We start from the raw sequence: 23,596 nt of genomic DNA, 5'->3' as shown, positions 1-23,596 counted from the left end.
TCCCTCCCCGATCCATCCCGACGGCCTGCCACAAGGGCAACCACGGTCGGGGCCGGGGCCGCAACCCAACCCCGGTTGCACCCCCGACCCCGACCGTGGTCGGTCACGACCAGGCCGCCGGGATGGATCTCCTCTCCGAGCCCCACGCACGAAAAAAACCCAGGTCACACCCCACAAAGGACAGCAGGTGTGCTAGAATTTTATGTGTGAGAGGGGGACGGCGAACCCCCCGACCACACAACACGCCAGACCAACCCCGGGAGAGCGAGAGTGACCCAGCGCTACGGCTGCCAGACCTGCCACATGCCCCTCACGGCTTTGCACAAATCCAGCAACGAAACTGTCTACTTCCACCCCGGCGGTGTCACCGTCGACCACGAACCTATTCCGGTTCCTCAGGAACAGCTTCCCGCACTCAACCAGGTGTGCGACTTCTGCTCCGACCCGGCCGGCGTCGCCCAATTCACGTTCAACACCCTCGAAATGCTCGTGATGGGCGACGACGACAACGAACTGATCGGCCGTCACAAGGACCTCGGCGGGACATGGACCGCCTGTGCCACCTGCGCCGACCTGGTGGAGGTACGCGACGTCGCGGCGATCACCATGCGCGCCATCGCGAACACCCGGCAGCGCGGCCTCGACCCTCAGATGCTCGCCCACCTGCACCGAACGCTGTTCGCCGCAACGCCTTTCACCCCGCCCCGTCGGCCGCTGCACCGCACCGCCCAATCACCCGACGCCCCCGCCGTCCGGTCGGTCCGGCCCCAAGCCCTGCCCAAGGTGCGCGATCGACTGGTCAAATTCTGGCGCAACGCAGGCGGAGCCTTCGTCCTCGATGTGCTCACCAACGGAGCCGGCTACAGCGTCCCCGGTCACATGATTCCCGGAGCGCCGCTGCACGCCTCCGCCGTGCACACCGCCAACCCCGCGCTCATCAACCAGTACACCGCCCTGATGGGCAATCACGTCGAGAACGGCAAGCTGTTCTGGGTGAACAGCGAATTCACCGCTCTCGCCGCCCATGCCGCCCGGGACCTCCCCGATGTCCGCGTACTGCCCGCCGAACTGCCCGCACCTGACGGCGTGCTGGTCTGGCAGGACCCGATCGTTTGGCTCAACGACCACGAAACGGGCACCGCCATGCCCGTAACGGCCGTGTCCTGGGGGCCGATCCCCGGAGGCGTCTGGACCGTCTTCTACACGCCAGCCGAAACCGTCCTCACCGGATCCGGCCAGATAACCGAACAGCGGTTGCAGCACCTCCGCGAACGCATCGGATGGTTCGCGCCCGTGCACACCGGAACCGGCCTGGTCTACGGCCAGAGCCATGACACCGAATCCGACGACAGCCGCAAGATCCTTACCGCCCTCATCGCTACGTGGATCCTTACCACCCAGCCCGACGCCGAAATCACCGACACACCGGCCGATAAGGCCACCCGCAAGGCGTACCAACGCGCCAAGCGCCCCGCCCCCGTCGTGCGCCTGGTCAGCCTGCGCCGCAAGCAGCAGACCCGCACCGAGGAGACCACCACCGGCAAGACCCGCACCTACACCCGCCGCTGGTGGGTAGCGGGATTCTTCCGCGAGCAGCCCTACGGCCCCGGCCGCGCACTGCGACGCCGCACCTACGTGCGCCCGCACATCAAAGGCCCGGCCGATGCCCCGCTCATCCTCACCGACAAGGTGAACATCCTCGGACGCCGCGCCCGCACCGCCGACCCGGACCCGAGGGAGAGCCGATGAGCGAGCACGACCAGCGCCCCCGAGTGAACCCCCACACCCTCACTCCGGGCATGACGGTCATCTTCCGCAACGGGGGCGGCGGACCGGAACGACTGGCGACCATCCTGCCACGCGGCCCCCTAGGGCAGTGCATGGTGCAGCTCGAAACCGGTCCGGAAGTGACGGTGTCCGAAGGCCGCGAGCTGTTCCAACTCCACTGACCGCCGCCTGTCGAGCCCCGGACACGCCGACCGGGGCTCGACAGGCCCGGACCACCCGGCGGTCACGGGTTCGGGCGCATCGAGCGCCCGAACCCGAGCGGGGCGCTCACGCGCCGCCCCCGCACCCCCGGCTATTCCGCCTCGCCCTCCGCGCTAACGCTGGTCAACCCTTCACAGAAACAACCACCGGAGCGACGACATGCCGAACACCGATCAGCACCACTGGAACAACCACCGCAACGACATCGACGATTGGTGCCCCTGGTCGCTGTGCCCGACCACCGCCGACCCCGCAGGCGACGACACCCGCTGCCCGGCCGGCTGCACCGCCAGCACCATCGAGCCCGTCACCCAATGAACCGCTAAGGAGGGCTGGACACCCCGACACTCCTCGGCAACCAGACCGCCAGGCACAACGGCGTCACGCGCATCGAGTGCGCCGCCGCTGGTTACCACTCCCCCGGACCACCCGCAACCGGCATCCACCGAACGCCACAGCCCGCACCACCCCGAAAACCGCGCCCCCCAGCCGCTACCCTGACGGCGGTATGAAGCCGGCTAGCCCTCCCGGCTGGCCGAGCCAGAGCGCAACGCAAAGTAGCCAAACAACTTCTCTAAAACGGCTTTGATGTCTAAGAAAGTTTAGATACTATAGACGTGTGAGTCGGAAGCCGTGAGGCGGAAGATGAACAACGATTGTGGGGGCAGCCGACCGCCCAGGACAAGCCACCCCCACAACGATTTCACCCACCCAGAGTGTACCCAAGGAGCCCGACATGGCCCGCAGAGGTAGTGGCCTCGCAAGCAACCCGCTCGCCCAACTCCAGCAGGAAGAGGAGCAGATGGAGAAGGCGGCCATCGAGGCCGCCCAGGCCGCCGGTGCCACCATCCAAGACCTGCCCATCGGCGAGGTCGCCCCGGACCCCGAGAACCCCGAGAGCCGCCTCACTCCGGACGACAAGCTTGTCGCGTCAATCAAGTCCGAAGGTCAGTTGTCAGCCGGAGTGGTCGTCCCGGTCGACGTCTGGGCGGGCTACGGCAACGACGTGACCAAGCTTTACACCGCCACCGCTTCTCTGATCTTCGGCGTAGACGCCGACTCGGTTACCGACGAGCAGCGCGACAAGGCCAAGGAACAGATCAAGTACGTCATCAACTTCGGCCACCGCCGGTGGGCCGCCGCCCGCGCCGCCGGACGCAGCGCCTACCGCGCGGTCGTGTCCGACACGCTCAAGGACAACACCACCAAGCGCATCCACCGGCTGACGGAGAACGTTCTCCGTGAGAACTACACGCCGTTGGAAGAGGCCCGAGAGTTCAAGCGCCTCATCGACGAAGACAAGCTGAGCCAACGGGAAATCAGCCGCCGCACCGGCATCCCGCAGCCCTACATCTCCAAGCGGATCGGTCTGCTCAACCTCCCCGATGAGGCACAGACCGCGCTCGAAAAGGGCATCATTCCGGTCGAGGCCGCCAACGAGCTGTCCAAGATCACGAAGGACCCCGACCGCATCAAGAAGGTCATCGACGCTGTCGTCGCCATGCCCGCCAAGACCGACGACGAGAAAACCGCCCGCTCCCGCCTCGCCGTCGACCACGCCCGCAAGGAGTACAACGCCCACAAGGCCGCCAAGGACAAGGAAGACAAGCGCAAAAAGCTCACCGCAGAGGGCATCGTCGTCATCGACAACCCCACCACCTACTTCTCCGACAAGCCCGGAACCCGGCGCGACTACCAGATCCACGACGACGATCAAATCACCGCCGCCCGCGAGGCAGGCACCCTCGCCGCCTACGTCGTCACTGCCGATCACATCGAGTACTACCTGACCGAGCTGCCGCCGCCGCCAGAGCCCGAGGAGCCGGAGGGAAGCGACGAAGAGCCGCAACCCACCGACCCGGACGCCGAGGCCGCCAACGCCGAGACGACCGCCGACACGGACAGCGAGACCACGCCCACCGCCACGGGCACCGTCGTCAAGGTCGAGCGCACCAGCACCACCATCCCCGCGCCCCGTGCCACCCAACCACAGGAGACGGAGGAACAGCGGGCACGCCGGGAGGCGCGCGAGAACGAGGAACGCGAACACGCGGCAGCCGCCAACGCCCGGCAGGCAGCCTGCGCCCGGATCGCCGCCAAGGCACCCAGCCGCGAAGCCCTCACCGCCCGCCTCGCCCGGCGAATCCTGCTGGTCGAGGAGGACCACAGCTTCGAGGCGCAACAGCTCGCCGTGAAGTGGCTCAAGGCCGCCTCGGTCGTCGACGAGTCCACCACCGTCTACAGCCTGTTCGGCTACGACACCAACATCGACGCCAAGCTCGCCGCCCGCGCCGCCTACGTCTACGACCTGGCCCTGTCCGAGATCCGGGCGCAGGACAGCCTGGAATACGACAGCGAAGACGCCCAGCACATCAAGCGGCTCATGGACGAAGCCGCCTACGAACCGGCCGAGTGGGAGCAGCAGGCCCTCCTCGAAGCAGCCGACGAGAAGTAGCCAGCCCCAGGGTGGGCGTGCCGCAGCACCCGGCGGCGCGCCCACCCTTCACCCCCCTCACGACCGCCCAGACCGCACCAGGAGCCCGTCATGTCCAACACTGCCGCAACTGATGCCGCCGGCATCACCCCACCGAACCAGCGAACCACCGGAAACCGGGAAACGCGCCGCGCCGCAGACCGCCTCATCCGGAAGCTGATCCGCGCTGTCGTCATCGCAGTGGCGAACCAGAAGGGTGGCAGTGGAAAGACCACCACCATCCTCGCCCTCGCCGGTGAACTCGCCCGACGCGGCTACCGAGTCCTCGTCATCGACTGCGATGAACAGGGCAACGCCACCACCGGCCTGGGAGTTCCCGCCGCCCAGGGGGACAACGAAGGCACCTACTACCTGCTCATGGATGACGAGGCCAAGCCGACCGAGGTCATCGTGCCCACCCCGCACGAGAACATCTCTCTCATCGCCGGAGGTGAGAAGCTGTCCGAGGTCGCGGCAGCGCTCGCCAGCGAGATCGGCAACCACGCCTTCCTGTCACCACACGTCGAGACCCTGCGTGACGAGTTCGACGTGATCCTGCTCGACACCCCACCCGCGCTGTCCCTGCTGACCACCAACGCCCTTTACGCCGCCGACGAGATCGCCACTCCGATCAACCCAGGTGAGTTCGACCTGCGCGGTATCGCACAGCTGACGAAGACCATCAAGCGGATCGAAACGCGGCTGGACAAGAAGATCGCAATTGCCCACGTGTTCCTCATCAACTTCAGGCCCCGCCGCCGCAACGACCAGGACGCCTACCGGTTCGTCAAAGAGGCATTCCCCAAGGCCCTGATCGACACGGCCGACCCCGAGCCCGACGAGGAATGGCACGGCAGCGGAGTCCCCCAATCTGCAACGGTGAACAGCTCACAGAGCGCCGGCGTACCCCTCACCCTCTTCGATCCCCGCACAGCAGTCAGCCGCGCCTACTGCCGGATCACCGATGTCATCGAGCGCAGGAGCCTCCGTGGCTAGGCGAAACGCCACACCGAACGAACCAGAACCCCACGCCGGGCGTCGCGACAGCGACGCCCCGGCGGTGTCCGGTGACACCCCCAAAGACCGACCCATCAGCGCCAGGATCGGCAGCGACACCGCAGAACGCGCGATGAACGCGTTCTACAGCGCACCCCATGGCCTGCCACGCTGGCGCGACTACCTGGAACAAGCACTCGCGGAGTACACAGAACGACTGGAGCGCGAACACAACAACGGTAAACCCTTCCCCCAACGACCCACCGACACCCTCACCCCGGGCCGCAAGGTCGGAATCTCCCCACGCCGCGCCGGCTGACCGGCAAGCAACGGCCACCGCGACGCGAGAGCGAACGGACGCGCATCGAGCACGCCCGCCCGCGCTGCCGCTCCCGTGCCGCACGGCCGACCAGCGGCAACGCCGAAGCACCTATCCGCACGTGGCGCCTGCCCCGTCACCACAGGGGCAGGCGCCACGTGCGAACCCACGCAGTCAGAACAGCCGCGACTGCTCCGCAGGCTGCAACGCCGCCACTGCGGCCTCCATCCGGGCTACGTCCCAGCCGTGTTCCCTGACCACATCGCGAAGCGCTCGGGACCGAGCAGCCCTCGCACGCCGGTCAAGCCCTCGCGCGTGCCACGGCCGCGGCGTACCCCCGCCCCGGCCCAGACGCCCCATCTGCGACAGGTTCTCCGCCTGAGTGCTCACCACCACGTGCGCAAGGCCACCATCGACCAGGCCCTCATGCGCCCGCACGCAGATCGGCTCATCGCACACCTCGTGAGCAGCGACGACTGATGCCGTCAGCATCACCTGATGCGTCGCCGCCAAGGCGTACCGAGGCGCGCTGACGACGTGCTCACGCATCAACACCCGACCCGACCTCGACGACGGCCGCGCCCGCCCCTGAGCATCGAGCACTGGCCGGCGGATCGAGAAGCTGCCGTACCCGTCGTCACCGACCGCCCCGGCCCAGATCCAGCACGCCGAGCCCGGCCCGCGAACCACCTTGGACCAGAACCGGGCAACCTCATCACGGCACGCCACCGGGTCGACCGCCAGGACGAAGCCGCTCACCGTGGCATCACACCCGCTCGTCCGCCCCACTCATCGCCTGGGCGCCCGCCTCATCCGCGTCCTCGCCCGAGGCGCCGGCGGCCGGCTCAGCCTCACCCGCCGCCCGGGCCCGTCGACGCGCGGCGCGCACTTCCGCCGGCGACAGGTCGAGCAACGCCGCCACCGCATCCGGCCGCTCGCCCAACTCCACCAGCTCGCCCACCGCACGATCCGCCGCCGCCATGTGCTCCGCGATCTGCCTGTCGGCGCGATCCCGAACCTCCTGCACCATGGCCAGGGCCACTGCGTGCGCGTCGGCGAGCTCACCGATGCGCCGCTCGCGATCCCGCCGCGCCTCCATCGCCGCCGACACACGCGACCTCGCCGCGGCCCTCGCCTGAGCCGCCACCGTCGAAGACCGTCGTACCGCCATCGAACCCCCCGAAACTAGCGGTTGCCGGGCCGAGGCCAGTGAAATCGGCGCCGGCCGATGATCAACCACCCTACCCGCGCCGCGCAAGAGCCGCCATCGATCATCCACAGGTGACCAGCAAGCTGGTCACCTGTGGATGATCGACGCGCCGAAGGCGCGTGCTGACCGACGAAGCGGAGCCGCAAGCGGCACAGCACTTTCTGACCAGTCGATCAGCCACACACCTCTTGCACTATTAGTGATCTTGTAAGGTAGAAGCATGCTGTCGTACGAACGAGTCCCACTCTCCGCCACCGCTGCACCAGCCGGCGGTGCCGTGGCGACCCCTGCAGAACTGGTACCCCTCGGCGAGCATTGGCAGCGGCGCGACTGCGTCGTCCTCGACAGGAACCCGCAGCAACCGGCGGCAAAGTTGCGCATCCTTGCCGGCCACCAGCACTACTGGTCCGCGCGGCATGAGGGCCAGGAAGTCCTGGAAGCACTCGTTCGACGGCTCGAAACGTCGGCAGAAGCCAGGCTGCTGGAGCACTACGCCATCGGAGGTCTTCTCCCCCACGACGAGCTGGCCGCCCTCGATGAACTCGCGAGCCAGCGCCAACAGACCAGAGCCGAAGTGGCCCGTGTGCTCGGCGCCAACGGCCACCAACAGGCTGTGTAGCACGGCGGCACACCATGATGACCCTGCACCCGCTGCACGGCGGAGACGGCTACACCTACCTCACCCGTGAGGTAGCGACCGCCGACGTCCGCCGTGTCCGGGGACAGGAGATTACCGACTACTACCACGCGGACGGCAACCCTCCCGGCGTCTGGGCCGGCCGCGCGCTCGCCGAACTCGACATCTCCGGCACCGTCACCGAGGCGCAGATGCGTGCCCTCTACGGCGAGGGTCTGCACCCCAACGCCGACGCCCTGATCGAGCAGCTCCTCGACGAAGGGCTCAGCGCCAAGGAGGCCGAGCAGCGCGCACGACTCGGCCGCCGACCGATGCGGTACGAACCAGTCGACACCTACCAGGAGCGAGTCAAGGAGCGGTACGAGGCGCACGAGCGGATGACCGGACGCGTCCCCACCGCCCAGGAACGGGCGCGGCTGTCCCGCGCCATGGGCGCCAAGATGTTCGTAGAGCAACACGGCCGCCGCCCCCGCGACGGCGCCGAGTTGAGCAAGTACATCGCCCAGGTCGCCAAGCCTTCCCCCCAGGCAGTCACCGGATTCGACCTCGTCTTCACACCTCCCAAAGGCGTGGAGACTCTGTGGGCACTCGGCGACGAAGCGACCCGGCGCGTCGTCGAGGAGTCGCATGAATCCGCGTGGCGGAAGGTACTCGCCGACGCCGAAAACGCCGTCATCAAGACCAGGGCAGGCCGAGCCGGAGTCGCCCAACTCGACACCACCAGCGGCGTCATAGCCGCCACCTTCCGTCACTACGACAGCCGGGCCGGCGACCCCAATCTGCACACACACGTCGCCATCGCCAACCGCGTCAAGACCGCCGACGGCAGGTGGCGCACGATCGACGGCCGCGCGCTCTACGCCGCCGCCGTATCCATGTCGGAGCAGTACAACGCGGCGGTCGTGCACACGGTCGCCGAGCGCCTCGGCGGCACAGTGGTAGCCGTCGACGCCGGCCGCGGACGCCGCCCGGTCTACGACATCGCCGGAGTCCCCGACACCCTTCGAGCACTGTTCTCCAGCCGCAGCGCCACCATCAGCATCCGCACCGCAGATCTGATCGACAAGTACATCCGCGACCACGGACACGAGCCCCCAGCGCACATCCGGCATCAGCTCGCCCAGCAAGCAACGCTCGAAACACGGCCCCCGAAGCGGCACGTGCGCAGCCTTGCTGCCCTGCGCGACGAGTGGCGTACCCGAGCCGTCGAGGCAGTCGGCAAGCGGCGCGTGGACCAGCTCCTCACCGACGTCCGGAAGGCCGCCAAGGAGGCCACCCGACGCGGTGATGCCGCCGGCATCAGCGCCGATGATCCCGACCAGCTCGCTCGCCTGGCCCGCGCAGCCGTGTCCACCATTGAGGAACAACGCGCGACCTGGACCCGCCACCACGTCGAGGCCGAGGTTCGCCGCCAGCTCTCGGCGGCCGGACTCGGCGCGCGCATCGACCTCGCCAGGACGGTCACGGACCTCGCCCTACGCGGCGAATCCGTCCGGATCACAGCACCCAGCACCGCGCCAACCATGCCCGAGCTGACACGCGCCGACGGCGAGTCTGTGTTCCAGCACGCGCAGACGGTCCGGTACTCCTCCGAGCGCATCCTCTCGGCAGAGCATCGGGTGGTGACCGCCGCCAAGACCACCGTCATCGCACCCGTCTCCGGCGAGGTGTTCGACACCACCCTCACCACGATGCAAGCCGCACCGGGTGCCCGGCAGCTCGACGCCGGGCAGGTTGACGTGGCCCGCGCGTTCGCGACCGATGGCCGACTCGTGGTCGCCGGGATCGGCCCAGCGGGTGCCGGCAAGACCACCGCCACTCGCGTCGTCGCCCGCGCCGTCGAGGCCGCTGGCGGCCGGCTCATCGGCCTCGCCCCATCGGCCCGCGCCGCCACCGTGCTCTCCGACGAACTGTCGGTGCCGGCGCACACTCTCCACCGATGGCTGCACCACCGAGACAAAGGCAGCCGAGGCCGGGCGTGGCAACTCCGCGCTGGTGATGTGATCGTCGTCGACGAAGCCGGCATGGCCGGCACACTCGCCCTGGACGCGATCATCGCCGACGCCCACCGGGCCGGCGCGGTGGTACGGCTCCTCGGCGATCCCCAACAGCTCGGCGCGCCCGCGTCCGGCGGCATGCTGCGGCTCGTACAACGCGAGGCCGGCGCCGTGGAACTGGACCGGATCCACCGGTTCAACGACCCAGCCGAAGGTGCTGCGTCACTCGCGCTCCGCGACGGTACCGACGACGCCTGGCGCTGGTACTGGAGCCGGGACCGGATCCAGCACGGCGACCGGGACTCCATGATCGATCGGGTCTACGAGGCGTGGCGCAGCGACATCGCTGCTGGCGAAACCTCCCTGATGGTGGCCCCGACCAATGACGACACCCGCGTGCTCAACGATAGGGCGCGTGCGGACAGGATCGCCGCCGGCCAGGTCGAGCCGATCGGCGTCACGCTGCACGACGGCACCCAGGCCGGTCGCGGAGACCTCGTGGTCAGCCGCCGTAACGAGTCTCGACTCCGGCTGTTCAGCGGGCGGGACATGGTGCTCAACGGTGACGTGTGGCACGTCGAGGAACGGCACGACGACGGCAGCCTCAGCGTCCGCAACGACCAGCACGGCGGACGGATCCGCCTCCCCGCTCAATACGTCCGCGAAGACGTCGAACTGGCCTACGCAACGACGATCCACCGCACCCAGGGCATGACCGTCGACCGGGTACGCGTCCTCCTCACCGGTGCGGCCAGCCGAGTGCAGGCGTACGTGGCGCTCACGCGCGGCCGGCTCACCAACGCCGCATACGTCATCACCGCAGCGAGCGAACGGGTCCACGAGGCGCTGGACAGCATCCGACGCAACGTCGGCGCGGCAGTCTCTGCCACCGAGGAGATGCGCGAGTCGTTCGCCGCCGCCGAATACCTGCCCGACCTCGCCAACCAGTACCTCTACGTCGCGGACCTAGCCGCCGCCGACCGGCACCGCGCCGCCGTCCGTGCCGCCCTCGGCGACGAAGCCAAAGACCTCATCCGGTCCCCCACATGGCCACGCGTCTCCGCGGCCCTCGCTCGCGCCGAGCGGGCAGGGTGGTCCGCACCCGACATCCTCGATGCCGCCGGCATCACCGACCTCGCCGGAGCCCAAGACCCCGGTGCCCTGCTCGCCCACCGAATCCGCGCCACCCAGCAACACACCGCAGACCAGCTCGCCCAGGCCCCACCGCGCCCCCTCGCCGGCGTCAACGACGCTGCCCTTAGCCGGCTACGGGACCGGGCCGCTAGCCGACTCCATGACGCCGAGACTTCACTCGCGTGGTTCCGACACGACGCCGCTGAGCTACCCGCTCCGGTACGGGTCGGAGGACGGCAGCATCCCGCCTGGCCGGACCGACCACACGGCGTGCTCTCCGACATCCAGCTCGCCGACGCTCACCGAGACAGCCAGGCCGAACTCGACCAAACTGCTCGCCGGCTTGCGGCTGCGCGCCGACTTGTCAGCGAGGCCCGCACCCCGGAACAAGCCCAGGCCGCAACTCGCTACCGAGGAGAGACCGAGGCCCAGGCACGCGCCGGTCGAGCCCGCGCCGAGCAACTGATCAGAGAACAGCGCCTACGCGCCAACATGCGGCCCGACGACCGCGCTCGCGAGATCGCGCAACGCGAGAACCGCGGCGTACCCGCCACCGCCGATGCCCTGAGCAACGCTCGCGCCACCATCCACGAAAGCGCCGAGAAGGCAGTCGCCCGGGTCGAGCAGGCTCGTACCATCGTCGCTCGCATCGACAGCGAAGCCGGCTGGCGCCGCCGCCTGCCCACCGCCGTCCGTACCGACGAACAGCACTACCGCGAGGGCCGCCGGCCCACCGCAGCTCCCGCCGTGCCCGGCTGGCTCGCCGACACGCGTCACCTCATCAGCCACGACACCTCGAAGTGGGCGACCCATCTTGAGGAGCGTCGCGCCCACCTCGCGGAACGTCTTGTGGACATGGCCCGCGAGGTTGCCGCCCAGCAACCAGCGTGGGCTAAAACCCTCGGCCAGCGTCCCGACAACGACACCACGGCCGCGCTGGCGTGGGACCGCGCCGCTGGCCTCGCCGCCGCATACCGACAGGTGCACCAGGTGCCCGAGGAAGACACCCGCATCCTCGGCAAGCAGCCGCGCCCGGACGCCAGCCCGCGCCACCAGGCGTACGAGGAGACGAAAGCGGCGATCGACCCCGCCCGCGCGGCGCGAGCACGAGCCAACCGTGCAGCAGCCGCCGACCAAGCACGCAAAGAGCTGCGCCGCAAGCTCCGGCAAGCCACCGAGAGAGAGCCCGTCGCCGCCGGCGCCGTCCGCCAGCCGGGCACCAAGAACGAGGAGCTACGAGCGCGCCGGGAGGCGGAGGTACAGCACGCCAACCAGGTACGCGAAGACAGCGAGCGCGAGCGGCGCCGCGCGGAGCAGCAGCGGCTCGCCGCCACTCAACGCCGCGAACCTCCCGGCCCGCAGCGCGGCGCTGGGATATGACCGCAACGCGCGCACCGTTAGCCGGGACATTCCCGCTGAGGCGGATCATGACGCACGTCGAGGCAACCCTCCCAGCGGCAGGTCAGCACGATGTGGCCCCCGCACGAGCAGGGAGCCCAACCGAGGCTTGCGCGCGTCGCTGATCCCCCATCGTAGGGATGACCTCGCCGGCAGGTGGGCGGGGTATCGCCTGCCAGCTCGTAGACAGTCCGGTGCCGTACGGCAGTGACATCAGGGTGCCGTCGCGCCCAGTTCACCAGGCGCCGGAGATCCGCCACGGTGTCCACCCGTCGGGCAGCCAGCCGCCCAGCAGAGAGCCCGGCTCGCCACCGGACTTCAACCTCCCACCGCCGCAGCCACACAGACACCCTGGCAGCCTATCGAACTCCTGTTCGAGCAGGATGGGTTGGTTATGAAGTGGCCTCCAGACGGAAAGGTGGACGTGACAGGAGTTTGTCCACAGCCAGATTTCTTTGCTTGACCGGCTCTTTCCCGCTCGGGGATAATGTAGAAGTGGCCATTGATGCAATTACGGAAAGCGCCAAATCCGTTGCGCTGGCAGCCGATCCTGACGATAAAAGGGTTCACTCGGCGCTACTCCTAGCCTACGAAATCTGCATGCAGGCTGCGGATCGGGATGAGGTTAATGGCGACCGGTGGACGTTTGCCGCTCTCGCGATTCGTCAGTCGTACGATCGGCTGACCAGTGAGTTGCCCGAGGGGCATGCGATAATTCGCGTTCCGGAAATTGCTCCGTTTGCGCCTGGCGATGTTCGTGCGTTGCTTTCGTCCTTGATTTCTCAGCTCGTGGCGTTGTTCACTCGCGCCGTCAATCTCGAATCCCTGTCCCCATGGCGGCGGCTGACTTGGTTCTCCGTCATAACTCAGCTCGACCAAGCGCTACGGGAACTGTCATGAGCTACGGGCTGCACTTGGATCAAGCAGCTGCGGCCCTCTCGCGGACATGGGTGATGCTACGGCAGCCGCCAGCAGCAACCAGCGCCGACTATCTCGCAGTGGTCGCCGCTCGTGTCCAGTTCTATCGTGCCATCGAACGGCAGATAGGCCGATTCGGCGGGATCGACTATGAATCGGATCTCCTCCAACAACTCAAGAACGCCACCGGAGAGGATGCCGCCCCCACACCCTTGCAAGAGCCGTCCGCCCACCCCATTGCCGTGGCCTTGCGAGGGGCCGCTGACGCGGCTGGGGCTGCCAGTGACATCCTCAATGCCCAATTCCATCCAACAACAGGTGCCCCGGTTTCCTCGGAAGGCTTTGCAATCAAGGCCGGAGTCGACCGCTTCCGCAACATTGCCAGACTGGCGCAACTCGCCCGAGCGGCGAGTGAGATCGACGGGCCGCTTGCTCAGTGGCTCGGTGGTGCTGCTGCAAGAAGTAGCCCACCCTTCGTAACAGCGGCAATAGAAAAGGCCGAAAGGACACACGCATCACTGCAAATCGCGGCCGCAGCAGCAATTCAGCAAGCACGGGGAACCTCGCGTTTGCAGGCACTTGAGCCACCGCCACTGTTGGACGATGTGACCCCCTGGGCTCATATCCGAAGTCCTGATGACTTCACGGCGGCCGTCGATGCTGCTCGAACCTGGCTGGTGCAGAACCGCACGACCCTGACGGCCGCCGACTTCAGAACTCTGACCAGGGCGGGGATGGCCCTCACTTACGAAGCTGACTATCTCGTCGGGCTAGGCTCGAACGCCGCAGGCCTCGCGCACGTAGTCCGATCAACCACGACGACGTCATTCGCCTCGATGTGGCGTCGGGCCGCTCGGGCCGCCGACCACCTGCACAGCCTTGGCAGACCCGAGCCCGGAGTTGGGCCTGCGGCCCTGGCCAAAGCCGAGGAGTGGCTGCGGCGGCACGTCAGGAACGAAGCAGGTTGGCAGCGCTGGGCGGATTTGCGTCAGCATGTCGACCCGGCGGCGTGGAAAGGAATGGGAAGGGACCTGGCGGCCCGATTGCCCGACCTCGCAGCCCTGGTAAATCGCGGGGCGCGTATGGCACTGCACCGCGGAGAGCTCTATGAGCAGATTTCTCCGCAAGGCAGCCAAGGCATACGGAGAAGCGGCTGGGCGCGGGCAAGAACCAATCAGGGAAAAGGCTTCGACCTTGTTGGGGCAACCGGTCAGTTGAGGGGTTTCTCGATGATGTTCGTCCGAGAATCCGGTGTGACGCCGCTGCCAGGCATTCATGAGGCAGATCCTCGCAACCAAGACGGGCGGGCCGAGCTACGGGCCACACTACGCCGCATCGCCGGCACCAAAGCCGTGGTTCCTGAGATCACCGGTCGGACCGTTCTACCGCACCAGCAGAGCGGAGAGCAGATCGAATCACCACAACGCACTCACAAAGAACGGGACTCTGGCGTTGCCAGGGATCAGCAACATGATCTCCGGACCGAAGGGATCGTGAACCAGAGGAGGGAAGGATCGCGAGGCCTAGAGAATTAGGTGCTGAACGTCGATGCCGCCGGCATCACGTCGCAGAGGCCTACTCCTCAATCGGCAGGATTGGACCACCCTCGTCAAGCCCCGCATACAGGGCCGGAACCGCCGTCAACACGTGGCAGTCATGCCAGATGGCGGCCAGCACCGCAGACGCTGCGTCGGCTCGGCCGATAACCTCGAACATCGACGTGGCCAGGGAACGCCATTCCTCGGCTGGGAGATCGAGGAGCACGGTTGCCGAATGGTGCACCAGCAGCGCCAAGCGGGCGTCATCCTTCGCCAGACGGGTCGCCTCCGCCAAGCACAATACGGGCAGCCCGGTCAGACCCTCCTCGTCATCTACCTCGGCGATCAGCTCGCCTACGGGGATGGACGCACTCGTGAAGGCGACGATGGCCGAGGTGTCTAGGACGAGTCGGACCGGGCGGGAGTCGCTGCTCACGCAGCGCGCTGGGGGTCGAGGCCGAGCTGCCTACGCCAAGCAGCCCGAAGCTCGGGTGTGCGGCGAGCAGCTGCCTCAGACAGCCTGCGCCGGGCACGCTCCTTACCCGCCTTCGTCACAGGAATGCCGACGGAGGCGAGCTGTGCCGCCGTGTCGCCGTGTGCCGAAGCAGGGTCGGAGTTCATCATGCGGTCAATGATACAGCTCACGCCGGTCGTGGGCAGCCGGCACGGCTACGGCGCCCATCGGGCTGAGTGTTTGCCAGGATGAGGGCAGGAGCCCGCCGACCGAGGGCACGACGTAGGGCTTGGCTTCCTTTAACCTGTCGCGCTTGTGAAGGCTGAAACCGATGTCCGATCTTCTCGGTGCCAGCGCGGTTTTCGCGCCCCCACGCCCGAGGCCCACTCCTGCGCCTTCCCCAGAGGCAGGCCGCGGCGGGTTGGTCAACCCCTTCTAGCCTGCGGAAAGACGGAGCCCCCGGCCCTGAGAGTGAGCCGGGGGAAGTGTTACTCGTCATCCGTACTAAAGTCGCGCGACCTGCATCGCTACAACGGAGCCCGACCTCTTCGGGTTGGGATGTGGTGCTATTTGCGCAAAGTGTCGCGTGACTGGCATCGCCGCAACGGAGGCCCAACCTTGGATCGGGATGTGCTGCTGCGCGGCTGGTGTGAGATTAGCAGGTTTGGGGTCATCGGTGTAGCAGTCGCGCTGCAGCGAGGCAGAGACGTTGCCGCCAGGTGGGGTGGTGCCGGTTGTCGGAACTGATCTCCGGCAACGTCGGACGCGGGACATCAGAATGGTGATGCCGGCGGCATCACCGGCGGCTTGTCGGACAGATGGCTAAGCCGGTGCGACCGAAGGGGTTACTTCGACGGCATGCCCGGCTTGCTCATGCAGGGCCGTCGGTGCGGTGATGGTCATCGCTGCGAGGTCGTAGAGCGCGCGTTGCGCGGCACCGTCGAAGGCGTGGCGGATGTAGGCATCGGTGGTGCCGGTGCTGTGGCCGAGGGTCCGGGCGATGACCGCCCGCGCTACCCCGGCTGTCTCGGCGGCGGTGGCGAATCCCGCCCGGAGGGAGTGGCCGGCGAGCTGGTCGACGACCTCGCGGTGCTGCCCGGCCGCTGTGGCGGTGGCCTTGACCACCCGGGCGACGTGCCGATCGGTCAGCGCGGTGCCGCGGGCTCTGGCACCGACGGTGATGCCGGACAGCAGCGGCACGGTCCCGTTCCGGTCGCGGCCCGGCCGGTGCAGGTACGGCCGGCGGTCAGCGGCGTCCAGCCAGTCGAGCGTCGCGCGAACAGGGCAGAGCCAGGCCACCGGTTCCGGCGCCCATGGTAGGTCGATCCGGCGTCCGGTGGCGGCCTGGTCGGCCTTTGACTGCGCGACGAGCAGCCGAAGACCCTCCGGCCGCAGTTCCAGGTGGTCGACGGGCAGCCCGGACAGTTCCTCTCGGCGGAGGGCGGCGAGGTAACCGACCGTGAGGAGACAGCGGTCGCGTAGCGCGGCGAGGTGTGCTCGCCGGGCCGGGAGGGGTGCGTTTGGGCCCGGGTCGGTGGCCAGAGTTGCGAGCATCGCGGCGAGCAGGGGTAGGCCGATCGCGTCAACGCCCTCGGTGGGCCGACCGCGTACCCGCCGGACCCCGTCGCGGATCCGCCGCAACCGCGGATCGTCGGTCGGAGGCAGCAGTCCGGCTTCGAGGTGCCGGTCGCGGATCGCCGCGAGCCGGCCGTCCATCGTGGAGATTGCCAGATTGTCCTGGCCCATCTGGGCCAGGTAGAGCGCGACCACCTCCACAGGGGTCGGCGGCCCGACAGGAAGACCAAACTCGCCGCCCCAGTCGGAGAACGCGGCCCATCCGCTGTCGTACTTCTTGCGCGTCTCCGGCGCGCGAGACGCCTGCGCGTACATGGCCACGTCATCAGCCAGGCCGCGGAGCCGGGCCAGGTCGGCACCGGGCAGGGGCTGGCGGCTGGCCAACCACCGCTCGACGTCCAGGCGCGCGGGAGCCGGGCCGGCCGCCGGTGCGCCGGTGGTCGCAGCAGCGACCAGCTCGCCGTGCAGCACCTCCCCCGCCGGGACGGTGGCAGGCCCCGGCTCGGGCACAGCGGGCGTCTCGGCGGCCGAGCCCCCGGAAACTGCCGGGGCGACCGGCACCAGACCAGCCGGGTCCGTTGAAGCCGTGGTGGTGGAACCGGTCACGCTGGCGTGGCCAAGAGCGGGTCGTCAGCGGCTGGCGCCGGCGCCAGGTCGCGGTAGTCGACCACCGTGACGCCGGCCGCCGCAGCGGGCAGCTCGCCGATGGGCCGGCCGAGTAGCGCCGGTACGCCGTGGTGCGTGGCCAGGGCCAAGGTCGCCCGCTCGGCGTCGGTCAGCCCGTCAACCGCGCGGAGCGCGAACTCCAGCGTGTTGACCGGGGCCCACTCGTCGGTCAGGTACGCGATCCGCAGCCCGAGCGCGGCCAGGGTGTCCATCATGTGATCGTGGCGGTCGGGTCTGCCGGCTCTTACCTCCGGCGGCGCGTCGGCTGCGGTCGTCGTGAGTCCGGCGGCGAGCAGCGTCCTGAACAGCTCGTGCCTCACCCAGTCGGTGATGAGAACGCGCGGCAGCAGCGGCACCAGGGCCTCCCCCGCCGGCGTGCCGTCGAGCAGCGCGAGCAGCGGCGCGGTGTCGCAGACGATCGGCCCGTCGTCGGGCAGGTCAACCCGGCCGCCAGCCGCCGGGCCGGGCGCGGTCCGGCCGAGCGCGACCAGCGCTGGCAGCAGCGGCCGAGGGACGACGCCCGGCGGACCGCCGGTCGTGCCCAGGGCGGCGCGGACCCGGGCCAGGGCGGCATCACGGGTGCTCACCAGAAGTTCGCCCGGTTGCTCACCGCGCAGCACGACCACCGGACCGGCGGTGATGCCGGCGGCATCAGCAAGCGGTGTGGGCAACGTAAGCCGCCTCCGGTAGTCCATCGTGGACGGTCGCGCAGCGCCACCGGCTGCGCCTTCGAGCCTCATGGATATACCTCCAGAGTCGTGCCGGGCGGCACCGGGGCGTCCGGGCCGACAGCGGCCAGCATCTCGGCCGCGCTGCCCCACACCTCCGGCCAGTCATCCCCCGGCGTCAGGGCGGCCGGGTCGATCAGGCCCCAGATGACGCCGAGCCGGACCAGCGGGTGATCCGCGCCGTACACCGCGAGCCATCCGGCGCACAGGTGCGCGTTCGTGTTGGGGATGCGGTGGCAGGCGAACATGGTCCCGAGCGCCGACAGCGGGTCGCCGTCGACCACCTCGCCGAAGCCGGGCTCCCCCGGCACCGTGCCGGCCAGGTACTCGCGGAGGTTGGCGTACCGGTAGCGGCCGGCGTTGTCTTTCCGCCACGGGCAGGGCCGGCAGGGCCGGTCGCACACCTGGACCGAGACGAGTTCGCCGGCCCGGACCCGGGCCACCGTCGGCCGAGCGCTGCGCGGCCCGGCCGCCGGGGCATCGCCGTGCGGGGCCGGCGCCACGGCGGGGGCCGGTGCTGACGCCGGGGTCGCGGCCGGGGCGGGGGCCGAGAGCGCCTGTGGGGGCATGCCGAGAGCCTAGCCCACGCCGGACAGTCTGAGGGAGCTCTGATTCTCCGCCCCGCGCCGGCTGCGGTTGCACTCCACACCACATTGCCCACGCGATCGGCCAGTGTGGGCGGTCTCCCGTTCAGGGGTCAACCTGTCGGCTTACCCCGCACCGGTCGTTATCCCCCGGCCCCCGCTCCTGCCCCGGTGGGTCGATGTTGGGGCATGCCTGGTGGCGGGGGCAGGCCCGTACGGATGAGTAAGGTCCGGGAATCTTCCCTTCCCGGACCTAGCTCGGACGCGCCCTGGCAGAACCCGCTCCGATACTTTTCCTGCCCGATTTGGAAAGTCACCGAAGCATCTGTACTTGACCGGCTGCGTGTGTTCAACTTGCCGCGTTGATAGTCCGGTGTGCGTTGCTAGGAGGGTGACATGGCTATTCGGGTGAAGCTTGGCGGGTATGAGACTGTGGCATGCGACCCCCTCGGTCGTGGGTACATCGGATTCTTCCCCCGGATGACAGAAGATGAGGCATGGACTTCGGGTCGGGGGGTGTGGAAGGTCAACGCCGAACGGGCCCGCCGGCAACGGTTCCTGCTCGTCGTCGGCGAGGGTGTGGTCCGCGCCGTCGCCGAGATCACCGGCATCACCGCCCACACCACGCCCAGCGGCGAACGCACCGCCTTCGAGGGCCAGGTCCTGCCCGCCGGCCACCCGATGCGTGACAGGTACCTGGACCAGCCCGACCCGGTGACCAACGGCAGCCAGAACCCCGTCGGCTACTGCGACCTCGACGGTGAACTAGACCTTCTTGCGCGGCCCTGCGCGTGCGAGTGCGGCGGAATGAGCGATCGGGACTTCCTGCCCGGCCACGACGTACGCGCCATCCAGCAACGGGTGCGCGAGCAGTTCGGCGGCTCCCCGCTCGCCCTCATCCGCCACCTCGACGCCTCGGCCGCCACCACCGACCAGCCAGCCGGGCAGCCCACGATCACCCTCGCCGGATTCCTCGCCCAGGTGACCGCAGACCAGCAGCGCCACGAGGCAGACGGGCCGGTCGACGTCTACTTTCACCACGACACGCTCACGCCACACACCGTCCGGACCGTCTGGGACGACGTCCCCCGGGCCACCGTGCCCGCCGAGGGCAAAGTGCTGACCATGCGCGGCAGCGGCTACCAGGGTGCAGACGCCCACTGGCAGGTCATCAGCCTGCAATGGCTCGACGGACCGGCCGTCATCGTCCACGTCACCGACGCCCCAGCCGCCGCCACCGCCACCGCATGACCGCCCACGCCGAGACCACCACCGCGCCGGCCCCGTCACCCGCGCCGTCGACCGGGTCGGCGCCACGGCGGCCGACCTCGCCACCACCGCCGCCGCCCTGCGCGACACCACCGCGCACCTCGCCGCCCGTGCCGAGGATGTCGCCGCCATCGAGCATCAGGTTCGCTGAGCCAGCCGACACCCCGATCGACTCGGCGGATCTGATGCCGGGCAGGTCAACGCCTCCGCCTGGTATCAGATCCACCGAACCGGGACCGCCGCGCCCACGGTGTCCTAATCGATCGTCATGTCCGAGGCAGGTCCGGATCCGGGACGCCCTCGACCTCGTGGGGAATCGGCGAGACGACCTCGACGAACGTCCCGCCCTTGTGCTGAGTGAAGACGATCGCGAAGCGGTGCCCGACCTCCTCGCAGAAGCCGGTGACGGCGATGCGCTGCCGGCGCCCTACGCCCCTGGCCGGTCCGGCCGGCGCGGGCTCCTGGCCGTGAGTGTTGATCTGCCCGGTGAGCGCGTTGACGACGATCTCGTTCGGCCTCTCGTCCTCTTGCCGCGCGGCCACCCGGACGATTTCCAGGTGAGTGGTGTCGCAGCGGCAGATCGGGCAGAGCAGCAGACCGTCTTCGACCTGGATGGGGCTGTTCATCGAGCATTACCTCCCGGAAAGCGCCAAGTGAGATCGGTTCGGAGCGGCAGCGGATCAGCTAACCTGCCGCGCCGCTCCGTTGCGTAGCGCAGATCAGTGAACACCACGGAGGCTCCGTTGTCCGGCTACCGTCGCGCGTGCCCGGCCGCCGCGGGCGCACGCTCACCCGAGGGCGGATCAGCCACGTCGACGCCACACACCCGCAGCCGGAGAGGCAGCCGCGCTGCTCTACCCCGTCGAGCCTGATGCCGCCGGCACCACCCCCAGCGGCCATCCCGCGTCCACAGTGGGAAACCAAAGGTCGAAGGCGAGAAGACCTGCGATGATTCCGGACCGTGAAAGCCGCCTTGCTTACGCTCGCCCGTATCGTCCTTCGTGGTGTGCTGCCCTACCCCGACCTGCCCCGGCGCGTGCAGGTCCGGCGCCGTGCCCGCGCCCTCGCCACCCGCGAGCCGTGGCCGCGTGACGAAGCGGCAGTCACCGGCGAAGGCTACGCCCGGTTGGCGTTGCTGAGGCTGCTGGCGTTGCAGCGCGCGACGCACCGGGCGGTGCAGACCCATCAGCGGGAGTCGGCCGCGCTGCTGGCGCGCACCGCGATGGAAACCTGCATCGTCGGGCTGTGGTGCCTGCACGACTCCAACGCCGTCCGCAAGTTCCGCGAATCCGAGATCAAGGTCGCGCCGGCGTTGCTGACCTTCGTATCGAGCGCCGGAATCATCCCCGAATCGGTGATCCGAGAGGCGGTACGTGCTCTCGGCGAGCCGCGAAAACTTCCCGACGTACGGTCGATGACCGAGCAGATCGACTCCCGGACCGGCACCACGCTCGCGATCCACCTGTACGACATGGCGTACCGGCCGGCGTCGCAGTACTTCACCCACGCGAGCAGTTCGGCACTGCTGCGGCATCTCACGGCCGACTACCGCTACTCGACCAAGCCCGCGAACTCGTGGGCTCGCCGAGCGCCGGTTCGGCTGACCGACGCCTGCGTCGGTCTGCTGGCGGGAGCCCTCGCGAACCAGATCGCGGAGCCGGCGGAGCTGTTCGTCCGGTACACCGAGGGGCACGCCAAGCGAGTACTTCCGCCGTTGCTGGTCACCATCAGCAAGGGGATGGCACGAAGACTGCGACTTGCCGACCTCGTAACCACCCTGAAGCAGGCCGAGGAGATGCACGCAGACCTGTCTCGTGTCGGACCCGACGACGCGCCGGACGACCGGGAGACGCGTTTGCGGGCGATGTACGAGGCTGCGATCGCCCGGCTCGACATCAAGGACGTCCCGGACGAGGCGATCCGGCCTGTCATCGACCATCTCGTCACGAAAGTCCTCGCCGAGTGGGACGCCGAGCACGCGAACCAGCTACCCCGTCAGACTCAGACGCACGAGCCAGGCAAGGCATAGCCCGATTCGCCCATCGGTCACACCCGGCTGCCCCCCGCTCCAGCCTCTTCGCCTTGCCGGATATCGGGGCGATCCTGCGGACGATTGGGGTGTGGCGGCGCAACCACCAGTTGGCGGGTCTCCAGTGCGGCGCTCGCCGCCGGTGCCGGCTGGATGCTCGCTGGCGCCATGGGGCCTGGCCAGCGCGGACGACCGGATCGATGCCGCCCACGAGTTGCTGGATGAATTGTTGGAAGGCGGTGTAATCCTTACTGCGACAGCCTGCGTCCTGCCGGAGTAAGCCGCAAAGCGGACACCGCTCGTCGCACAGGGTTGCAACGACGTGCCTGATGCCGGCGGCATCACCGCCAGCACTCGCCACTGCGCGATCAGCGCCAGCGCGTCTCGGCTGGAAGTGATCCCTCCGGCATGGATAAACACGAGCTTGTTGGGGTTGTAGGGGACGAGGTCCTTCCACCGCAAGCGTTGGCCCGCCATGCCCGGTCGGAGAGCTTTCGTCCCGCGCGCACCAAGACACACCCGCGCAGTGGCTGTCCGGCTGTCCGCACCCGGTCGTACCCTCGCCTGGTGTTGCTCACCTACGTCGACGAGTCCTTCACAGCCCGCGTCTATTGGATCGGGGCGCTGATGGTGCCCGAGGCCGCGGCGATGCCGCTGAGCGAGGCCCTCGACGAGGTGGTGGCCGACGCCGTGAAGACCTACGGCGTGCCGATCGACATCGAGCTGCACGGCTACGACATCTTCCATGGCCGCAAGGGGTGGCGGGGTGTGCCGCCTCGGGCGCGAATTGCGGTCTACAGGGCAGCGATGGCGGCGATCGGCGCCCAAAAAGAGGTGGCGATCATCCTGCGCGGGGTCATGCGGGAGCAACTGGTCACGCGGTACACACATCCTCGGCCAGCGCACGAGGTGGTGCTGTCGCACGTGCTGGAGCGGGTCGACGGGTACGCCGCTTCGCGGGAAGAATACGCGCTGGTCATCGCCGATGAGGTCCACGATCAAGCCGCTCACCGGGCTGACCTCGACCGGTATCGGGTGTCGGGCACAGGCGGGTACCGGTCGCGGAAGCTGAGCCGGATTGTCGACACGCTGCATTTCGCGCCATCGCACGCGAGCCGCCTGGTACAGGCGGTGGACCTGGTGACATTCCTGTTCCAGCGGCTCGATGTTTCGGGTAGCGACCCCCGGGCTGCCACAGTGAACGAGCAGCTGTGGGCGCTGGTTGAGCCGCGCCGTTATCACTCGCACTGCTGGAATCCGATGGCCTACCAGCACTGACCCTGGAAGCACGAGAGGCCCGCGTGAGCGGGCCTCAAGGCGGGCGCGGGAGCCTCGAAGGGCGTCCTGCGACCTCCAGGTTAGCAGGAGTTTGTGGGTCACACACAAAGTCCGCAGGACCGCCGCGTATCTGCGCCCAGCTGAGCAGATACCCGACACCGAAGTCACCCGCGATGCCGGTGCGGTGAACCGACGACACGATGCCGCCGGCATCACGCCAGCCGCCACCGGCCCGGTCGTGGGCCACCCTGCGGCCGGACCGGCTGTCGGGTAAGTTTCGGGCACCGCCGGCCCGGCTCTCGCTGCGTCCCCTTCATCTGGGAGCGTCAGCCACCCTCGCCGGGGCGACCTGCGACGCCGCCGCGGTGACCTGGCCACGTGATGCCGCCGGCATCACACTTGCC

Annotated in this window: 21 protein-coding genes; 13 read left to right on the top strand and 8 right to left on the bottom strand. The window is 68.7% G+C overall.

Translation table 11 applies throughout. The features are described from left to right. The first annotated feature begins 270 nt into the window (after positions 1-270). The 6 genes from ABZ671_RS17235 to ABZ671_RS17210 all read left to right on the top strand — a co-directional run bounded on the left by ABZ671_RS17235 (position 271) and on the right by ABZ671_RS17210 (position 5,777). A complete protein-coding gene (locus ABZ671_RS17235; protein WP_357858341.1) occupies positions 271-1,749 on the top strand; it encodes a hypothetical protein in 1,479 nt (492 codons plus the stop codon). Then, positions 1,746-1,949: a hypothetical protein gene (locus tag ABZ671_RS17230; protein ID WP_357858338.1), complete on the top strand. Its 204-nt coding sequence runs from the start codon at positions 1,746-1,748 to the stop codon at positions 1,947-1,949. Before ABZ671_RS17235 ends, ABZ671_RS17230 begins: the two co-directional genes overlap by 4 nt. Positions 1,950-2,148: 199 nt before the next feature. Then, entirely contained in the window at positions 2,149-2,307 is a 159-nt protein-coding gene (locus ABZ671_RS17225; RefSeq protein ID WP_357858335.1) for a hypothetical protein, read from the top strand. A 418-nt stretch (positions 2,308-2,725) separates the two neighbouring features. Next, complete coding sequence (locus tag ABZ671_RS17220) at positions 2,726-4,444, top strand: ParB/RepB/Spo0J family partition protein (RefSeq protein WP_357858332.1); 1,719 nt, start codon at positions 2,726-2,728, stop codon at positions 4,442-4,444. Between the two features lie 90 nt (positions 4,445-4,534). After that, the gene (locus tag ABZ671_RS17215) at positions 4,535-5,458 is read left to right on the top strand and encodes an AAA family ATPase (protein ID WP_357858329.1); all 924 of its coding nucleotides are present in this window, start codon (positions 4,535-4,537) and stop codon (positions 5,456-5,458) included. Positions 5,459-5,522: 64 nt separating this feature from the next. Further along, positions 5,523-5,777 (top strand): hypothetical protein, encoded by a 255-nt coding sequence (locus ABZ671_RS17210; RefSeq protein WP_357858326.1) that lies wholly within the window; start codon positions 5,523-5,525, stop codon positions 5,775-5,777. Between the two features lie 174 nt (positions 5,778-5,951). Here ABZ671_RS17210 and ABZ671_RS17205 read toward each other — a convergent pair whose 3' ends face one another. Both ABZ671_RS17205 and ABZ671_RS17200 read right to left on the bottom strand, forming a co-directional pair. Next, positions 5,952-6,536: a hypothetical protein gene (locus tag ABZ671_RS17205; protein ID WP_357858323.1), complete on the bottom strand. Its 585-nt coding sequence runs from the start codon at positions 6,534-6,536 to the stop codon at positions 5,952-5,954. Between the two features lie 7 nt (positions 6,537-6,543). Next, positions 6,544-6,888 carry a hypothetical protein gene (locus tag ABZ671_RS17200; RefSeq protein WP_357858321.1) on the bottom strand — a complete coding sequence of 115 codons (345 nt, stop codon included), beginning with the start codon at positions 6,886-6,888 and terminating at the stop codon, positions 6,544-6,546. 319 nt (positions 6,889-7,207) lie between these two features. Here ABZ671_RS17200 and ABZ671_RS17195 point away from each other — a divergent pair, with 319 nt between their 5' ends. From ABZ671_RS17195 to ABZ671_RS17180, 4 genes are all read left to right on the top strand, one after another. Beyond that, positions 7,208-7,606, top strand: a complete 399-nt coding sequence (locus ABZ671_RS17195) for a hypothetical protein (protein ID WP_357858318.1) — start codon at positions 7,208-7,210, stop codon at positions 7,604-7,606. A 14-nt stretch (positions 7,607-7,620) separates the two neighbouring features. Then, entirely contained in the window at positions 7,621-12,135 is a 4,515-nt protein-coding gene (mobF, locus tag ABZ671_RS17190; protein ID WP_357858316.1) for a MobF family relaxase, read from the top strand. 477 nt (positions 12,136-12,612) lie between these two features. Beyond that, positions 12,613-13,053 (top strand): hypothetical protein, encoded by a 441-nt coding sequence (locus tag ABZ671_RS17185; RefSeq protein WP_357858313.1) that lies wholly within the window; start codon positions 12,613-12,615, stop codon positions 13,051-13,053. Further along, a complete protein-coding gene (locus ABZ671_RS17180; RefSeq protein ID WP_357858310.1) occupies positions 13,050-14,606 on the top strand; it encodes a hypothetical protein in 1,557 nt (518 codons plus the stop codon). Before ABZ671_RS17185 ends, ABZ671_RS17180 begins: the two co-directional genes overlap by 4 nt. A gap of 40 nt (positions 14,607-14,646) precedes the next feature. On the opposite strand, the gene ABZ671_RS17175 is transcribed toward ABZ671_RS17180, so the two are convergent. From ABZ671_RS17175 to ABZ671_RS17160, 4 genes are all read right to left on the bottom strand, one after another. Continuing rightward, positions 14,647-15,045: a hypothetical protein gene (locus tag ABZ671_RS17175; protein WP_357858307.1), complete on the bottom strand. Its 399-nt coding sequence runs from the start codon at positions 15,043-15,045 to the stop codon at positions 14,647-14,649. A gap of 840 nt (positions 15,046-15,885) precedes the next feature. Further along, entirely contained in the window at positions 15,886-17,244 is a 1,359-nt protein-coding gene (locus ABZ671_RS17170) for a tyrosine-type recombinase/integrase (protein ID WP_357858304.1), read from the bottom strand. Further along, the gene (locus ABZ671_RS17165; protein WP_357858299.1) at positions 17,241-17,975 is read right to left on the bottom strand and encodes a hypothetical protein; all 735 of its coding nucleotides are present in this window, start codon (positions 17,973-17,975) and stop codon (positions 17,241-17,243) included. The genes ABZ671_RS17170 and ABZ671_RS17165 overlap by 4 nt, the downstream gene beginning before the upstream one ends. A 65-nt stretch (positions 17,976-18,040) precedes the next feature. After that, positions 18,041-18,601, bottom strand: coding sequence for a DUF6283 family protein (locus tag ABZ671_RS17160; protein ID WP_357858296.1), 561 nt, complete (start codon positions 18,599-18,601; stop codon positions 18,041-18,043). A 495-nt stretch (positions 18,602-19,096) separates the two neighbouring features. On the opposite strand from ABZ671_RS17160, the gene ABZ671_RS17155 reads away from it, so the two are divergent. Then, positions 19,097-19,867, top strand: a complete 771-nt coding sequence (locus ABZ671_RS17155) for a hypothetical protein (RefSeq protein WP_357858293.1) — start codon at positions 19,097-19,099, stop codon at positions 19,865-19,867. On the opposite strand, the gene ABZ671_RS17150 is transcribed toward ABZ671_RS17155, so the two are convergent. Together ABZ671_RS17150 and ABZ671_RS17145 are read right to left on the bottom strand one after the other, a co-directional pair. Continuing rightward, the gene (locus ABZ671_RS17150) at positions 19,830-20,111 is read right to left on the bottom strand and encodes a hypothetical protein (RefSeq protein ID WP_357858290.1); all 282 of its coding nucleotides are present in this window, start codon (positions 20,109-20,111) and stop codon (positions 19,830-19,832) included. The two genes, ABZ671_RS17155 and ABZ671_RS17150, sit on opposite strands and share 38 nt — an antisense overlap. Positions 20,112-20,151: 40 nt before the next feature. Beyond that, on the bottom strand, positions 20,152-20,511 hold the full coding sequence (locus ABZ671_RS17145) for a hypothetical protein (RefSeq protein ID WP_357858287.1): 360 nt from the start codon (positions 20,509-20,511) through the stop codon (positions 20,152-20,154). Between the two features lie 380 nt (positions 20,512-20,891). Here ABZ671_RS17145 and ABZ671_RS17140 point away from each other — a divergent pair, with 380 nt between their 5' ends. Together ABZ671_RS17140 and ABZ671_RS17135 are read left to right on the top strand one after the other, a co-directional pair. Continuing rightward, positions 20,892-21,914, top strand: a complete 1,023-nt coding sequence (locus tag ABZ671_RS17140; protein WP_357858285.1) for a hypothetical protein — start codon at positions 20,892-20,894, stop codon at positions 21,912-21,914. 567 nt (positions 21,915-22,481) lie between these two features. After that, positions 22,482-23,192 carry a DUF3800 domain-containing protein gene (locus ABZ671_RS17135; RefSeq protein WP_357858353.1) on the top strand — a complete coding sequence of 237 codons (711 nt, stop codon included), beginning with the start codon at positions 22,482-22,484 and terminating at the stop codon, positions 23,190-23,192. Positions 23,193-23,596 lie beyond the last annotated feature (404 nt).

The sequence above is a fragment of the Micromonospora sp. NPDC006766 genome, assembly GCF_040636055.1.
Classification (GTDB): Bacteria; Actinomycetota; Actinomycetes; order Mycobacteriales; family Micromonosporaceae; genus Micromonospora.
This window is presented reverse-complemented; position numbering and strand designations above follow the sequence as displayed.

Coding starts and splice junctions, on each gene's coding strand:
- ABZ671_RS17230 (WP_357858338.1), top strand. CDS start 1,746: ATGAGCGAGCACGACCAGCGCCCCCGAGTGAACCCCCACACCCTCACT.
- ABZ671_RS17215 (WP_357858329.1), top strand. CDS start 4,535: ATGTCCAACACTGCCGCAACTGATGCCGCCGGCATCACCCCACCGAAC.
- ABZ671_RS17155 (WP_357858293.1), top strand. CDS start 19,097: ATGACAGAAGATGAGGCATGGACTTCGGGTCGGGGGGTGTGGAAGGTC.
- ABZ671_RS17145 (WP_357858287.1), bottom strand. CDS start 20,511: ATGAACAGCCCCATCCAGGTCGAAGACGGTCTGCTGCTCTGCCCGATC.
- mobF (WP_357858316.1), top strand. CDS start 7,621: ATGATGACCCTGCACCCGCTGCACGGCGGAGACGGCTACACCTACCTC.
- ABZ671_RS17180 (WP_357858310.1), top strand. CDS start 13,050: ATGAGCTACGGGCTGCACTTGGATCAAGCAGCTGCGGCCCTCTCGCGG.
- ABZ671_RS17195 (WP_357858318.1), top strand. CDS start 7,208: ATGCTGTCGTACGAACGAGTCCCACTCTCCGCCACCGCTGCACCAGCC.
- ABZ671_RS17220 (WP_357858332.1), top strand. CDS start 2,726: ATGGCCCGCAGAGGTAGTGGCCTCGCAAGCAACCCGCTCGCCCAACTC.
- ABZ671_RS17160 (WP_357858296.1), bottom strand. CDS start 18,601: ATGCCCCCACAGGCGCTCTCGGCCCCCGCCCCGGCCGCGACCCCGGCG.
- ABZ671_RS17225 (WP_357858335.1), top strand. CDS start 2,149: ATGCCGAACACCGATCAGCACCACTGGAACAACCACCGCAACGACATC.